This is a genomic window from Halovenus halobia, assembly GCF_051414135.1.
Taxonomy (GTDB): Archaea; Halobacteriota; Halobacteria; order Halobacteriales; family Haloarculaceae; genus Halovenus; species Halovenus halobia.
Map to the genome: position 1 here is coordinate 197,698 of NZ_JBLKOA010000002.1, position 14,428 is coordinate 212,125.

15 protein-coding genes and 1 tRNA gene are annotated in these 14,428 nt (G+C 59.7%); 10 read left to right on the forward strand and 6 right to left on the reverse strand.

Annotation, left to right across the window (positions count from 1 at the left end; translation table 11 throughout):
* The first annotated feature begins 78 nt into the window (after positions 1-78).
* Complete coding sequence (locus tag ACMGFM_RS07915) at positions 79-807, forward strand: creatininase family protein (protein ID WP_436901916.1); 729 nt, start codon at positions 79-81, stop codon at positions 805-807.
* On the opposite strand, the gene ACMGFM_RS07920 is transcribed toward ACMGFM_RS07915, so the two are convergent.
* The gene (locus ACMGFM_RS07920; RefSeq protein ID WP_436901917.1) at positions 804-1,226 is read right to left on the reverse strand and encodes a DUF5790 family protein; all 423 of its coding nucleotides are present in this window, start codon (positions 1,224-1,226) and stop codon (positions 804-806) included. The two genes, ACMGFM_RS07915 and ACMGFM_RS07920, sit on opposite strands and share 4 nt — an antisense overlap.
* Before the next feature lie 113 nt (positions 1,227-1,339).
* Between ACMGFM_RS07920 and ACMGFM_RS07925 the strand changes: the two genes are divergently transcribed.
* Positions 1,340-2,563 (forward strand): phosphoglycerate kinase, encoded by a 1,224-nt coding sequence (locus tag ACMGFM_RS07925; RefSeq protein ID WP_436901918.1) that lies wholly within the window; start codon positions 1,340-1,342, stop codon positions 2,561-2,563.
* Here the strand turns inward: ACMGFM_RS07925 and ACMGFM_RS07930 are convergent.
* Positions 2,560-3,645 carry a molybdopterin-dependent oxidoreductase gene (locus tag ACMGFM_RS07930; RefSeq protein WP_436901919.1) on the reverse strand — a complete coding sequence of 362 codons (1,086 nt, stop codon included), beginning with the start codon at positions 3,643-3,645 and terminating at the stop codon, positions 2,560-2,562. The two genes, ACMGFM_RS07925 and ACMGFM_RS07930, sit on opposite strands and share 4 nt — an antisense overlap.
* 86 nt (positions 3,646-3,731) lie before the next feature.
* Here ACMGFM_RS07930 and ACMGFM_RS07935 point away from each other — a divergent pair, with 86 nt between their 5' ends.
* Both ACMGFM_RS07935 and ACMGFM_RS07940 read left to right on the forward strand, forming a co-directional pair.
* Positions 3,732-4,346 (forward strand): hypothetical protein, encoded by a 615-nt coding sequence (locus tag ACMGFM_RS07935; RefSeq protein WP_436901920.1) that lies wholly within the window; start codon positions 3,732-3,734, stop codon positions 4,344-4,346.
* Between the two features lie 28 nt (positions 4,347-4,374).
* On the forward strand, positions 4,375-5,604 hold the full coding sequence (locus ACMGFM_RS07940; RefSeq protein WP_436901921.1) for a twin-arginine translocation signal domain-containing protein: 1,230 nt from the start codon (positions 4,375-4,377) through the stop codon (positions 5,602-5,604).
* Positions 5,605-5,610: 6 nt separating this feature from the next.
* Here the strand turns inward: ACMGFM_RS07940 and ACMGFM_RS07945 are convergent, their stop codons facing one another.
* Positions 5,611-6,582 carry a quinone oxidoreductase family protein gene (locus tag ACMGFM_RS07945; protein WP_436901922.1) on the reverse strand — a complete coding sequence of 324 codons (972 nt, stop codon included), beginning with the start codon at positions 6,580-6,582 and terminating at the stop codon, positions 5,611-5,613.
* Between the two features lie 1,096 nt (positions 6,583-7,678).
* On the opposite strand from ACMGFM_RS07945, the gene ACMGFM_RS07950 reads away from it, so the two are divergent.
* Together ACMGFM_RS07950 and ACMGFM_RS07955 are read left to right on the forward strand one after the other, a co-directional pair.
* On the forward strand, positions 7,679-8,188 hold the full coding sequence (locus ACMGFM_RS07950) for an MOSC domain-containing protein (protein ID WP_436901923.1): 510 nt from the start codon (positions 7,679-7,681) through the stop codon (positions 8,186-8,188).
* Between the two features lie 237 nt (positions 8,189-8,425).
* Positions 8,426-9,055, forward strand: a complete 630-nt coding sequence (locus ACMGFM_RS07955; protein ID WP_436901924.1) for a DUF192 domain-containing protein — start codon at positions 8,426-8,428, stop codon at positions 9,053-9,055.
* Positions 9,056-9,423: 368 nt separating this feature from the next.
* Here ACMGFM_RS07955 and ACMGFM_RS07960 read toward each other — a convergent pair.
* A tRNA-Ser gene (locus ACMGFM_RS07960) sits at positions 9,424-9,507 on the reverse strand.
* A 114-nt stretch (positions 9,508-9,621) separates the two neighbouring features.
* On the opposite strand from ACMGFM_RS07960, the gene ACMGFM_RS07965 reads away from it, so the two are divergent.
* Positions 9,622-10,008 carry a hypothetical protein gene (locus ACMGFM_RS07965; RefSeq protein ID WP_436901925.1) on the forward strand — a complete coding sequence of 129 codons (387 nt, stop codon included), beginning with the start codon at positions 9,622-9,624 and terminating at the stop codon, positions 10,006-10,008.
* Between the two features lie 2 nt (positions 10,009-10,010).
* Here ACMGFM_RS07965 and ACMGFM_RS07970 read toward each other — a convergent pair whose 3' ends face one another.
* The gene (locus ACMGFM_RS07970) at positions 10,011-10,721 is read right to left on the reverse strand and encodes a hypothetical protein (RefSeq protein WP_436901926.1); all 711 of its coding nucleotides are present in this window, start codon (positions 10,719-10,721) and stop codon (positions 10,011-10,013) included.
* 59 nt (positions 10,722-10,780) lie between these two features.
* Between ACMGFM_RS07970 and ACMGFM_RS07975 the strand changes: the two genes are divergently transcribed.
* On the forward strand, positions 10,781-11,002 hold the full coding sequence (locus ACMGFM_RS07975) for a hypothetical protein (RefSeq protein ID WP_436901927.1): 222 nt from the start codon (positions 10,781-10,783) through the stop codon (positions 11,000-11,002).
* 4 nt (positions 11,003-11,006) lie between these two features.
* Here ACMGFM_RS07975 and ACMGFM_RS07980 read toward each other — a convergent pair whose 3' ends face one another.
* The gene (locus ACMGFM_RS07980; RefSeq protein WP_436901928.1) at positions 11,007-11,828 is read right to left on the reverse strand and encodes a DUF7504 family protein; all 822 of its coding nucleotides are present in this window, start codon (positions 11,826-11,828) and stop codon (positions 11,007-11,009) included.
* A gap of 218 nt (positions 11,829-12,046) precedes the next feature.
* On the opposite strand from ACMGFM_RS07980, the gene ACMGFM_RS07985 reads away from it, so the two are divergent.
* Positions 12,047-13,297, forward strand: a complete 1,251-nt coding sequence (locus ACMGFM_RS07985; RefSeq protein ID WP_436901929.1) for a HEAT repeat domain-containing protein — start codon at positions 12,047-12,049, stop codon at positions 13,295-13,297.
* Between the two features lie 66 nt (positions 13,298-13,363).
* Positions 13,364-14,293, forward strand: coding sequence for a lipoyl synthase (gene lipA / locus ACMGFM_RS07990; protein WP_436901930.1), 930 nt, complete (start codon positions 13,364-13,366; stop codon positions 14,291-14,293).
* Positions 14,294-14,428: the final 135 nt, after the last annotated feature.

Below are 14,428 nucleotides of genomic sequence, written 5' to 3' on the forward strand. Positions count from 1 at the left end.
CGGATGGCCGCAGTATCGGGGAACTTTATCAGTAGCCCTGAACAGAGCATATAAACGGGTCGGCCCGGAGATTCGAGTATGAAGCTCACCGAGTCGACGTGGCCCGAGGCCGAGGCGTCTGGAGCGTCGGTCGCGGTGCTTCCGGTCGGAAGCACGGAACAACACGGCCCGCACGCGGTGCTTGGCACCGACGTGTTTACTGCGGGCGCGGTGGCCGAGGCCGGTATCGAGCAGGCTGCTGTCGAGTGCGTGCTCGGCCCAACGATTCCAGTCGGAATCGCAGCCGAACACCGAGATTTTCCCGGCACACTGTGGGTCAGTGATGACACCTTTCGCGCGTACGTCCGCGAGACGTGCGAGAGTCTCGCAAGCCACGGCTGGAACCGGATCGTCCTCGTCAACGGCCACGGCGGCAACGTGGCAGCACTGCGAGAGCTCTGTGGGAAGTTCACCCGCTCGGGCACCGGCTATGCAGTTCCATTCACGTGGTTCGATGCGGTCGATGCTGACGATATCGCTGGCATCGAGATGGGCCACGGAGGCCCTGTCGAGACGAGTCTCCTCGACTATCTCGACGAGCACTACGTTAGAACCGATGAGTTCGAGCGGGCGGCCGCGGGCGCGGCGACACAGTGGGGAGAGTGGCACTCTGGTGTCAACCTCGCATACGACAGCAGCGAGTTCACCGACAGCGGCGTCGTCGGCGACCCGCGGGAGGGCTCAGCAGAGACTGGCAAAAAACTCCTTACGGCGGCGGCTGAATCACTGGGCGACCTGCTCGAAACGGTCGCAGACCGAGAGCGCTAGGCCTCTGCTGGCTCGGCTTCGGCTTCATCCTCGTCGCTCTCTTCGAGGGCAGATTTAAGCTGTGGGATTGTACTCGCGAGTTCACTGGCCTGCTCTTCAGCCGCCTCGATGTCTCCCAACAGCGCTTCGACGGACTCGATTTCCTCGGCGAGGTCCTCGGCGTCGTCGAAGGCGTCGGCCTCCTTGCCCATCGTGTACCACTTTTTGGCGTCGCGGAGGTTCTCGCGCGCGTCACCGAGTTCGAGCGCTGTGCTGAGGCTGTTCAACACGCCGAGAGTGTTGTCAGCTTCGACGTCCCAGATGTCGTCGGCTTCGGGCAACTCCGCCCGGGCCGCAGCAAGTGATTCCTCGACATCCTCGCGCATCTCGGAGGCTGCCTCGGTGAATAGCTCTTCGTCGTCCAGTGTAGACTGTGACATATGTGACGATTCGCTCCCGATGGCATTAAAAAGACGCCTAAAAGTGAAAGTGAAACTGCCGGGGCGACAGAATATCGCGGAGTACTAGTAGGAGGTTGCCGAGTACATACATAATGAGTTACCGGACACTGGACGACCTCGCGGACGGGCAGCGGGTGCTCGCACGTCTGGACCTGAACTCTCCCGTGTCGGTCGGTGTCGTGGAAGACAACCGGCGATTTACCAGACACGCCAGGACAGTGCGGGACCTGCTCGCGGACGGTCACGCGGTGGCCTTGCTCGCACACCAGGGCCGACCGGGCCGGGACACGTTCGTCACGCTCGAACAACACGCCGAGATTCTTTCGGAACACGTCGGAACAGATATCGAGTATATCCCTGATACCTGCGGTGAGACTGCGCTGACTGCAATCGAGAACCTCGAACACGGCGAGGCAATTATGCTCGAGAACGTCCGGATGACTGACGACGAACTCCCCGAGCGCGAGCCCCAGGAACACGCAAAGAGCGACCTCGTCCAGACACTCGCCCCAGAGTTTGACGCCTACGTCGGAGACGCATATTCGACGGCACACCGCAAACACGCCTCGATTGTCGGCCTCCCACTCGAGATGGCGTCGTACGCTGGTCGCGTGATGGTCTCAGAGTACGAGGCTAACAGCGCCATCGCTACCCGGGAGTTCGACGGCGAAGTGACGATGGTCGCCGGCGGAAAGAAAGCGACCGACGTGATCGACGTGATGACCTCACTGCAGGACCGCGTCGACAACTTCCTCCTCGGTGGAATTGTCGGCGAACTGTTCCTGCGGGCGATTGGCTACGACGTGGGTCGAGATATCGACGAATCCGACCTCTACGAGAGCCAGTGGCGCGCGAACAAGGACGAAATCCGAACACTCATCGAGAGTCACCCCAGCGAACTCGTCTATCCGTCGGACCTGGCGTTTGCCGACGGGAACAACGAACGGGCCGAGGTGACTGTTGCCGACGTCAGGAACAAGGACCACGATTATCTCGATGTCGGCAGCGACACCGTCGAGCAGTATTCGGACATTGCAGCCCACTCGTCTGCTGTCTTCGTCAAGGGCGCACTCGGCATGTTCGAAGACGAGCGGTTCAGCAACGGAACAGCCCGCGTGCTGGAAGCGATCGGCCGAAGTGACTGTTTCTCTGTCGTCGGTGGCGGTGATACCTCCCGTGCAATCGAGATGTACGGGATGGACGAGGAGGACTTCTCGCACGTCTCCATCGCTGGCGGCGCGTATATCAACGCGCTGACCGGCGAGTCGTTGCCCGGCGTCGAGGTGCTAAAAGGCAACGTCGAAGCGACACACTAGAAGCCACTCACCAGCGTCGCGAGCCACTGCGCCGGGTCGCCGTGGGTACGTACCTCGACCCGTTCGACCCATTTCACCCACTGGAATCCACGCCGACCAGGGGCAACTAACCTGATGGGGCGGCCGTGACCGTGGGCGAGTCTGTCGCCGCCGACGTGCGTCGCGAGCAGACAGTCACGAGCCTCCTCGATGGGTAGACTCCACCGGTAGCCAGTGACCGAGACAAACCGGACGTGCGTCGCCGCCGGCTCCGGCTCGACTGCGTCGAGCAGACTGCCAATATCGAGGCCCCGCCACTCCTGTTCGGTGTACCAGCCACTCGTACAGTCGAGCAAAGCCTCAGTCGACTGGTCTGGGTCGAGGTCTTCGTAGGCGAGCGCGCGTGATTCGTCGACAGCACCGTCGACAGTCAGCTCGTACGCAGAGAGGTCGACAGGGTCCGGGCTATCGGCCACCCACGATGTCACGGGGAAACTGCCGTTTCCAGAGCCCGATTCGCGTTTCGAGCCGGTGAGTCGGCGCTCGTCGCCGGGGGTGTGTAACAGGCTGTTGAGCAGTTGTTGTCCGCGGTACGTTACCGCGCCGGCGACCAAGAGCACAGAGTACTGCATCGTCGTCCGACGGCGGTCGAAATCGACCGTCCGGGGCGGTCGAAACCGCGTTTGCTGGTGGGCAACCATGAGCACGACGAGCAACAGTCCAAGCCCGACGTGGAGAGACAAGAAATGAAAATACGGCAGTTCGGGAGTGAACCCGAACACCCAGATGACACCGGTCCCGATGGTGGCAGCCGCAGTCAGCGCGAGCGACACGGACAGCGCTGTCGAGGTTTGCCACTGTCGACTGTCGGTGAGGCGGTACCGGACGCGGGCGAGTTTGAACCCGATGAGCACAATCAACGACAGTCCGACAGCGCGGTGAAACCAAAAGACCCCGAGCCAGGCGGGCCGCATCCCGAGAAAGGAGAGCACGCCGGAGCCAGCGGCGAGTAGCACCGCCCCGAAAATCGACCAGTCCACCGCCCGCGGCGACGGACGAAGCCAGTCGAGCAGGCGACGCGGTGCTGAACGGCCGGAACTCATTGGCCGAAATACGGCCTCGTAGCGATTAACAGTTCGGTCGAGACGTCGACAGGTACTTTCAGGTAGCTCCCAGCGAACGAGGCAGTATGGGCGGCGGACCAGCCACGGTGACCGGGCCAGCCATCGTTATCGCTGCGCTGGCCGCGGGTCCACTCATCGCCGCGGCTATCGTTGCACTCCGAGCGAGTCACTGCCCGCGAAACCTCCCGGTCGTGGGCTACTGTCTGTTCGGCACTCTCGGAGTCGGCGTCCAGATAGTGATTGCCTCGCGAGCACCGGCAGCGCAGGCCGGCTTTCTCGCCGGCACCGTCGGTGGGTGGTTCTGGTATCTCGCGTGGCTTCGGTCAGGTCGCGGAAAGGGTCGTTCAGAACAGACCCTCGCCGTCGGCGGCCTGCTCTGGATTGGAGCGACAATCGTTGTAACTGTGATACTCGCCGGTTCGGGGTGGCCTGTCTGGTGGAGTGGAGGACTGGCAGCACTCCTCGGGGCTGGGACTGCCGCGCTGGACGGAGCGACAGAACGAGTCCACGCCGCCAGCCCAGTCGTCGCTGCGTTTGGACTACCAGCGGTCGCTGGCGCAGTCTTCGGCCCCGATATTCTATTCGTACTCTGTCTCATCTGGACTGTCGTCGGCCTCATCCTGTGGTCGTTGGTCCGTATCGAACAGGCTCGGCGGGACGGCAGACTCCGAAGTGGTTAAACCCGGTGATGGAATATGGTGTGAGAAGATGACCGACCAAAGCCGCCGTCAATTCCTCCAGACCTCGGCTGCCACAGTTGGGGCTGCTGGTCTCGTTTCGACTGTCGGACTCGGCACCGTCAGCGCACAGCAGACTGGAGAACTTCCTGCGTACGCGGAGTTCGTGCCAACCGGCGACGAGTTCCTCTCCCAGAGAGGCGAACTCGAACTGGGAACCTACCGCCTCGACGCACAGGTCGACCTGTTCGGACAGGTTAGCACAGCAGAGTCGATTCCGCTGCAGTTCGAGCCGTTCGTCTACTCGACACTGTTGCTCCAGTACTGGGAATTTTTCGGAGGGACTAACCTCGCCGAACCAGTCTTCGGCTCGTTGTCTGATTTCACTGCCCTCGACGATATCAGCGAGGTCGATAGCTCGAACATCCCAGCAGAGCGACACGTACTCATCGGGCGGGCAACCTCACTCTACCTGGGACCATTCGACCTCGATACAATCCAACAGCGCGTCGATGAGAGTGACGCGACGGAGACCAGTCAGAGTGGACTCTACGAGTACCCGAACGGTGCAATCGTCACCTGGGGCGACGGCTATCTCCTCATCGGTGCCAATGTCGACCAGGTCGCTGCAATCCAGCAGACCGGCGACGGTCCGGACCAACCGCGATACGAGCAGTCTTCGGAACTCGAAACGCTCCTGCGAGCGGTCGACCACGGCGGTCACACCCTGACACGATTGACCAGCGACGGGACGCTCAGTGTCGGCGAGTACGGCCAAGGCCTCGACCACTCACCGCTAGAGGGAACGAGTGGCTACATTGGGACGCTCAGCTACGACAGTGAGGCGACAGAGTTCAGCGCGACGACGGTTGCCCGGTATCCCGACCAATCGAGTGTCGCGACAGACCGAATCAGTGGACTGATTGAGCGAGAACTGGACAGCAACGTCACCACGGACGGGCGGTCTGTTCGACTGACCGCCAGCTACGACCGGGCTGAGGCTGGGTTGGCACCAGATGAAAACAGCGACGATGGGACAGATGACGGCGACGACAATCAGGACGACGGCAGCCAAGATGACACCGATGGGAGCGACGGGGCCACGAACGAAACAGATGACGGAACAGACCAGTCCACCGGTGATGGCTCCGAGAGTTCCGACGACGGCGGCCCTGGATTCGGCATTGGGACGGCTCTGTCCTCGCTCGGCGGCGCGAGCTATCTGCTCGCGCGACGATTCGGCAGTGAAGACGAAGAGTGAGCGACTCTAGGGCGTGATGACGACTTTCCCCATCGACTGGCGACTCTCGACGTACTCGTGTGCGTCAGCAACATCCTCGATATCGAAGGCGCGGTCGAACTGCACTTCGAGTTTGCCTTCCGCGAGCATGTCCGACAGTTCGTTGACCGACTCCAGCACTTTCATCGGCTTGCGCTGGAGACCACGGCCGAGGTGATACCCAATCACTTTCTGGTTGCCAAAGAGGAGTTCGTCCGTCGACGGTCGCCCGGGCGTGCCGCTTGCGGCCCCGTAGACGACCATCCGGCCGAACTCTTTGAGCGCGTCAAGTGAGCGCTCGGTGGTCTCGCCGCCGACGCCGTCGAGCACCATGTCGACGCCGTAGTCGGTGTTTTCCTTGACGACCTCGACGAAGTCATCTTCCTCGTAGTTGATGGTGTAATCAGCACCGAGGGAGGCAGCCTTGTCGAGTTTCTCCTGCGTGGAGGCGGTGCCGAAGATTGTGGCACCCGCCTCGCGTGCAATCTGGACAGCAGCGGTTCCGACTCCGCCCGCCGCGGCGTGGATTAGGACAGACTCGCCCGCTTCGAGTCCACCCCACTCGTGCAGGCAGTTCTGGGCGGTGAGATACTGGACCGGGAATCCTGCAGCGGCCTCGAAACTCAGCCCTTCGGGAATATCGAACAGACCCATCGCGTCGCCGATAGCGTACTCGGCGTAGCCGCCAGCGCCGTCGACCATCGTCACAACTTCGTCGCCGACCTCTCGGCCGACGCCATCGCCGACAGCGTCGATGACGCCTGCAACTTCGAGTCCGGGCGTGTACGGCGGTGTAGGTCCGCCCTGGTAGTGACCACGGCGTTGCATGATGTCCGCGAAGTTGATCCCCGCTGCCTTGACTTCGATTCGGACCTCGCCGGCGTCCGGTTCGGGTGTCTCTACGTCGGTAACTTCGAGTCCGTCTCGGTCGCCAAATTCGGTGACCTGAACTGCTCTCATACACCGTACCCACTCACCGCGGAAAATAAAACCATACGATGTTACTTCGTGACAGGAGTTCGTGTCGATACTGTTCGAACCCATATTTAAACCATCTGTACGATATGGAGCCAGCGTATCGCAGTTCCTCGTTGGCCACGTTGCGGTAGTCACGCGGTGGTGTCGTAGGACAGCGCCCAGTCGTTCAGGACCCCTCCGTCGGAACCACGTAGTTGAAAGGTTGCCTCAGATGAGTCGACAGGGACGGAGAAAAGCAACCAGCCAGTCGTGGTACGTTCTGGAGAGAGTTCGGCTGTGGGTGGAAAGAACGCCCCACTGACGGGTTCAGAAAGTGTTGACGCGACACCATTCGGATCGTCCTGGAACACAATTTGATACGGCTCTTTCGTCTCGGTTTCGACGTCCAGGGTAAATCGTGACGGAGTAGGGAGTTGCACTTTCGTGTCTGTCGTATTTTGTGCAGAGAGTTGAACGAGAAGGATGTGCGACCCATCTCTTGAAATGAGCGGGTCCTCATCGAGGATTACCTCGGCAGTCGGTTCAGTGCGAGTAATTGCCAGTTTCACTCCCGAATCAGTGCTGTATTCACTGTCCGAAGAGTCGTCCGACGAGTCAGTGCTGTCGTCTGTTCCGTTGCTCTGATCAGATTGTGCAGGATTTCCCGCCCCATCACCGCCACTGCCAGTGTCACTGTCAGGCGTGCTCTCGTCTCCTACGCACCCAGCCAATCCGGCAACTGCTACTGCCGAAGTGAGTTGTTGCAACACGAGCCGTCTGTTGATCATACTCAACTAAATCGAGATTAGATATTTAATGATACCGAACGACAAAAATGATTGTTAGGTGTTACTATAACGATGGCGCTGAGCAGCAGGCACAAAGAAGCAATAAGCAAATCCAGTCTGTAAGGGATCGAACAACCCTTCACCCGCTATTTTAACAGCGCGCCGTACAACACATGTGCCCTGCACAATTCTTGGCAACCTTTCTATATTTCTGCCGTCCGAGAGGTTCTATGAGACGGCCTGCCTGCGTGCCAGTCAGGTCGACGGCCCGCGTGCGAACCCACATTAGCAGGGACACCCTAATGGCGAGTATGCGCGTCGAAGGGATTTACACTGCGGAGTCTGCGGGCGAGGCGATGGAGCCACAGGAATCGGTCGAGGCGGTCGCGGGCGGGTTGGACGGCGACCGGTACTGCACCGGCGAGGGTCACTACTCGCCGTACGATGTCTGTCAGGTGACGTTCGTGCAGGAAGAAGCGCTGGAGGCCATCAGCGAGCGCTCACATCTCGAGGTCCTAGATGGTCAGCACCGCCGCAACGTCGTCGTCAGCGGCGGCGATGTGCACGACCTTCTGAACCACCGATTCACGCTCGGCGACGCACGCTTCGAGGGGACGCGAAAGCGGCCGCCCTGTCGGTATCTGGAGAAAGTGACGGGACAGGACGGACTGTTGCGCGCGCTGGCCAACGGTGCGGGCGGTATCTGTGCTCGCGTGGAGGAACCGGGAACGTTCGCTGTCGGTGACGAAGTAAGCGAGGTCGAGGACATGAACAACTTCGAGTCGCTGGTTGCGAATATTCGAGACCGGGTTGGGAAGTAGCGAGTGAATACCAGAGAACGTTGGCGGTTACACCGTTGATAACGTCACGGTCAGGCTGGTCCACGTCTCAGCAAGCCCGTCGCTGGTCGTTATGTCTCGTCAGCGGCACTCGCCGTTCACAGTCGAATCCGCTACGTTTCGTCGAGAGCGGTGGAGCAGTGGTCTACGTAACTGGCGTTGGCTCTTGACACGGCCGAGGGCAAGCATATATTCTCTGGTAGTTCGAATAGGTTGGTAATGCGACGACGACAACTGCTGGCAGTGGCTGGCTCGTCTCTGCCAGTACTGGTCGCTGGCTGTACCGAGACGAATCCGGACAGCGAGATATCTTCCAACGAAAGCACGGACGATACGAATGGGAGCGAGCGCGCTGCCGACAGTGAGAGTCAAGACAGAACGGGCGAGGATACACAGGCAGGCGACGACAAGTGGAGCGAGCCAGACTGGCCAACGGGGCCGTACGCGGATTACGACACGACTATCGTCGAAGTCAAAAGCGACAGCGGTACCATCTCTGGGAAAGTAAAGGCGGCCGTCGCGCACCCCGGCGAGCAGTGGCAATTGGGGTTGAGTGACGCGGATTCGATGCCCGAGAACGGCGGGATGCTGTTCGAGTCAGGCGCCGAAAGCGAACTGACGTTTTGGATGAAAGACATGAGTTTTGGCCTAGATATCGTCTACGTCGGTGTAGACCGAACGATTACGTCGATTCACCACGCACCGGAGCCGACAGACGGTGATTCCGGAACCGAACAGCAGTATCGGTTCTCTGGGACTGGCCAGTACGTGTTCGAGGTCAACTACAACTGGACGACGAGGCACAATGTCACCGAAGGAGACAGACTGGACTTCGAGTTAGACGGCTGACTCTCGATTTGTAGTTTTTGATTCGCCATCTTCGAGTTGGTTCCGAATCTTCGTCTGTCTCTTACCGGCGGTGTCTTCGCGAGTGGCGGAGCCACGAGCGAAGGCTCGTCAGACGAGCACCGCGAGTCTGACGGTGTCCTCACGAGTGACACACGGAGCGAGTGAGGGCTCGCTGAACGAATGAAATGAGTTCAGCGGTGTCTTCGTGAGCACAGAATGTGCGAACGAAGGCTGGTCAAACGAGTGCAACGAGTTTGACCATGGGGATGGGATTTGAACTACGCGAGACGAGCACCGCGAGTCTCGCCATCGAGTTCAAATCCCAGCCGTTTCGCATTTGCTGCTCACGAGTTGTTCGCAGCAAAATGCGGTGGGGATGGGATTTGAACCCATGAGTCCTCTCGGACACCTGCTCTCAAGGCAGGCGCATTAGGCCGCTCTGCCACCCCACCTCAACGTTCGCTACACCGCCCTCGCTAAAAGTACTTCTGTTGTCCAGTCCCGCGGTTTTTCAGTCGTGATAATCGGGCACATAGTTCATACTGGAGGACACCAGTGAATCAAGTATGGGGAACTGGGAGGTTGACACGGACGACCAGAAGAATCGGCTATATCTGACACTCGAAGGACGGCTGAGCATCGACGAAGTCGAAAAGGCCGCCGACGCAGTCATCGAGGCCAGCGGCACGCTGGACCCGGGCTTCGACCAGGTCAACGATATGTCCACCTTCGAGCCAGCGGACCCGGAGGCACTGGACCACGTCGAGCGCGGGAAGCGAGGAATTGTCGAGAACGGCATCGCCGCGACCTGTCGAGTTGTCTCCGAGTCGACGACCGGGCAGATGCAGTTCGACCGCGCTGGCGAAGACGAAGAGGAGTACGCCGTCGCAAAGGCGGAATCCTTCGAGCAGGCCGAGAAACTCCTCGACAAACGCCGCGAACAGATGGGGTAAGCTCAGGAGTCAGCGAGCGCGTGGAGGTCCCAGTCTGCGACAAGTGTGGCCGTGCGGTCGGGGACGAGTACGCCAGCGCGGACTCTCGCACGAAGTGTCGCGACCGCAGTCTGGCGGTCCGACGGCTGTTCCCACAGCGGCGTCGTTGGGAGAAATGAAACTGTGAGGTCGGCACTGCGAGCACGCTCGGTGAGTGTCTCGACTGCCGGCGGTGCGAACACGTCGGTGAAATCGACAGGTGTGCCGAAGGCCGCAAAGGCAATTCTGCCGTCGGTCGAGGGTCCAATCACGACATCGCTGGTCCGGAGTTGCATCGCTGTCGTGCCGATGTGTTCGCGGCGCAGAAAGAGCGCGCTCGGGCGGGCAAAAGCTGCAGTTGGAATCCCCTCAGTGTCGAGCAGGTGCGTCACCGCATTGCCGATTCGGCTGGCGTCGTCAGAGCCAGCCTGTAGCTCGTACCGGACGCTGTTGGGGTCGCTGAGTTCGGCCGCGAGAAGTTCACGGACAGACTCCTCCGGGTCAACACCATCCGGGACTGTGTCGGGGTCGGCGTAGTTGATCAGGAGGTCAGCCTCCCCGTGCTGGATTGTGTCACAAACGTCAGCGAGCATCGCACGGTACAGCGCGCAGTTGCGCTCAGCGTCAGCGTCGGGCAACAGCGTCGGGACACACTCGGGGACGGGCGGCGCAGCGAGGACTACAACTGTCGTCATAGCGGACAGTAGCCGCCGGATTCCCTTGTCCTTTTGTATCCCCCAACTAGAGGAGGGGTATGGACAAGATGCGCGTTCTCGGCGGGGCAGCGGTGCTGTTGATCACCGTCGGCCTCGGCGGGATTCTGGCGAGTCTCGCGACGAGCAACGAACTGTTCCTGGGGTCGACACCCTACACAGTGCCGGCAATCGCGACACTGGTCGCGTTCATCGGCGCAATTGGCGTGTTCATCGCCATCGGCCGCCCCTGGGAGAACTGGGACCGGACTGCTTACTGGTGACACGTTACGTCAGCCGTAGGATATCGTCCGCGACCGTGATTTTGAGGTCAAACTGATCGTCGAGGACATTGAGGATACTTTCGAGCTGGGGATGTGGGCTGATGTAGAAATGTGACACTGCGTTCTCATCTCGGAGGCGACTCGAAATATTGCTCACGAACTCGTAGGAGGTCTGGAGATCGAACGACTGGATGATTTCGTAGATAATATCGAAGCTAAAGGAGAGCTGTCTGTTCGGGCCACTGTGCTGGTCAACGACCCGAGAGATGGTTTCGCCAAGTTGGTTGGGACCGAGGCGCTGGTCGAGTTCGACAATTTCGATAGCGACGTCCGAGAAATCGATTCCCAAATCGGAGTCGATCGGGCGGCGTTTCGTCGTCATGACGACGATATGTTCGGGCCAGCCGTCGAGTTGGTCAGCAAGCAACCTGATCCGGGCCTCCGGGTCTCTCGTGACGACGACTACGACGTTCCCACAGGAAAATAGGTGTCGTCGTGCGTAATCCGCTTGCTCACCGTTGACCGGGGCTTCGACCAGAATGTTTCCCCGTCGATTGATTGTATCGGCGACGTGGGTATCACTGATAACCTGATCAGAGTTGTGGCTGTACAGATGCGCTTTGAAGTCTTCGATTACCTCTTCTTTGTCGTGTATTGTCGCAGCATTGGAACAGTACGGACAGTTCCACGTGAATCTGAAGTCGCGTTTCGTGATATTATTGAGGTTATGATCGAACAGATGCGATTTGATGTCTGCATCAAGGCTGGACCGGCGTTCCGACCAAGCCGTGTAGCCACACTCCCGACAGTTCCATTTATATACCATGCGATGAACCGTACAGAACTATCGTCGTTTCTCTGATTTAAATTCAACCCCTCAGTATCACCAGAAAGAACGGGATGGCTGACCAGTTCTTACAGTCGGTTGCTAGACCCGAAATTTAATACTCCGGTAAAAAAAGATAGCTACATGCGTTCTGTATCGAACGGCACAGCGTCACCATGCGGTGTCGACCTGCAACGTCGACCAGAGGTGTGCAACTGATGGGTGCCGGTGATCCCGAAGACGTCCTCGATGTCGGCGACTCTGCTGACGACGACGATATAGCGGATCTGCGCGAACTGCTCCGGAACGGATCACGTCCGGGAGCCAGGGTACAAGCCGCAAACACCCTCGGTGAACTCGGTCAGGGAAGCAGGGAATCGGTGCGGAATCCGATCGTCCGCGACTTGATGACGGTCATCTCGGAGGATCAAAACGACACGGTTCGGGCAGCAGCAATTGATTCGTTGTATTACATCGACAGCAAAAACATCGACGAGCTGGTAAGCGAACTCGCGAAACAGTTTAACAACGGACCGACGCCGAAAGAACTGAGAGACCACTTCGAGCTCTGGCTCACCTCCTCAGACTCGGAGTTTCGAATCGTCGGAGCGGCGGCGATGGAACGGTTCGGCGACGAGTCGATCCTGCCAGAACTGGAAGCGGCGTTCGAGGACCCCGACGCGCGGGTTCGCGCCCGCGCAGCCCGGGCGTACGGTCAGTGTGAGGGAGTGAGCGCCGAACCAATCGAGGGGCTCCTAAGCGACGAGCGGTCGCTGGTCCGCCAAGCCGCTGCGCAAACGCTTGGGAGTATCGGTGGGAGTACCGCACTGGAAGTGCTCGTCTCGGCGATGGGTGCCAGCGACAGTCGCCTGCGACTAGTGGCAGCTCGCCAACTCGGACAGTTCGACCAACAGCGCTCCGTCCGGGTATTGATTCGTGCGCTAACCGACCATTCCAGCAACGTCCGGTACAGATCTGCCATCTCCCTGCTGACAATCCTCTCGGCGACAGACCAACTCGACATCGGAGAGATTCCAGCCACTATCAGAGGGGAAATCGACCCCGGCGAGCTGGGAACTGTCGCGGATACCGTGTTCGAGATTGCGACGGACGCGAACGACCAGGGGATCCAGCGGGAGGTACAATTGTATGCCGTCTGGCTGTTGGGGGAGTTATCGAGCAGTGACGAAGGCAACAAACTCGCGCAGTCGCTGATTCCCTTGCTCCAGCACGACGAGAAGACGGTTGTCGACCTCACCGCCGCCTACCTCAAGCGACTCGAAGGTGAGCAGATCGAGCGGGAACTCCAGCGACTCATAAGCGATTCGACGGGGACACCAGAGATTCGTGAGCGGGCACGGACAATTCTCCGGCGGGTCAAACGGAACGCAGCGGCGGGAATCGTTGAGCAGTCAATCGAGTACACCTACGTCCAGACGCCGAAAGACTACACGCTCAAACACCAGTGATGAGCGACGCCGAGTTCGGGAGCGTCGGAGCCCCAAGCTTTTGACGATAGCCCCGAAGAATAACCCATGAGTCGTTCGCGCAAGCCCGAGTGGCTAAAGATGCGACCGCCGTCGGGTGAGCGGTTTACCGAGATCAAGCAAACGCTTCGGGACCACGACCTGCACACAGTCTGTGAAGAGGCTTCCTGCCCAAACATGGGCGAGTGCTGGTCCGGCGCAGACGGCAGCGCCGGAACGGCGACGTTCATGTTGATGGGTGACCGCTGTTCACGAGGCTGTAATTTCTGTGATGTCCAGACCGGCGGGATGGAGCCACTCGACGAGAACGAACCGGAAAACGTCGCCAGCGCAGTCACCGAAATCGGACTCGATTACGTCGTGTTGACCTCTGTTGACCGAGACGACCTCGAAGACCAGGGTGCAGGACATTTTGCACAGACGATCAGAGAAATCAAGCGCCGAGACCCGGAGACGCTCGTCGAGGTGCTGATTCCGGATTTTCAGGGTGAACCGGAGCTCGTACAGAAGATTATCGACGCCGAGCCGGACGTAATCGCACACAATATCGAGACAGTCGAGCGTTTGCAATGGCCAGTTCGGGACCAGCGAGCGGGCTACGAGCAGTCGTTATCGGTGCTCGAACAGGCCGCTCGAGAGAGCAACGCGTACACGAAGACGAGCGTTATGCTCGGTGTCGGCGAGTATCACCACGAAGTGTACCAGACGATGCGCGACCTCCGCAGTGTCGGCACCGACATCGTCACCTTCGGGCAGTATCTCCAGCCCTCTCGCTCACATCTGGAGGTGAGTGAGTTTGTGCATCCCGATGTGTTCAATACCTACCAGCAAGTCGCCGAACAGGAGCTCGGCTTTCTGTACTGTGCGAGTGGGCCAATGGTTCGGTCCTCGTACCGCGCTGGCGAACTGTTCGTCGAGTCGGTGCTCCGCGGCGAGGACGCCGAGACCGCCCGCCAGCGCGTCCGGAGCGACGACTAACCTGTTTTCGAGTTCGGCCGGCGACACGGCACCAGCCAAATAACTCGCGTTCTGATGGCAACTGCCTCTGCCGCGCCTAGATTTTGGCCAGCCTAAAAATCGAAACGGTTTAATGCTTTTAGGCAAGCCTAAAGA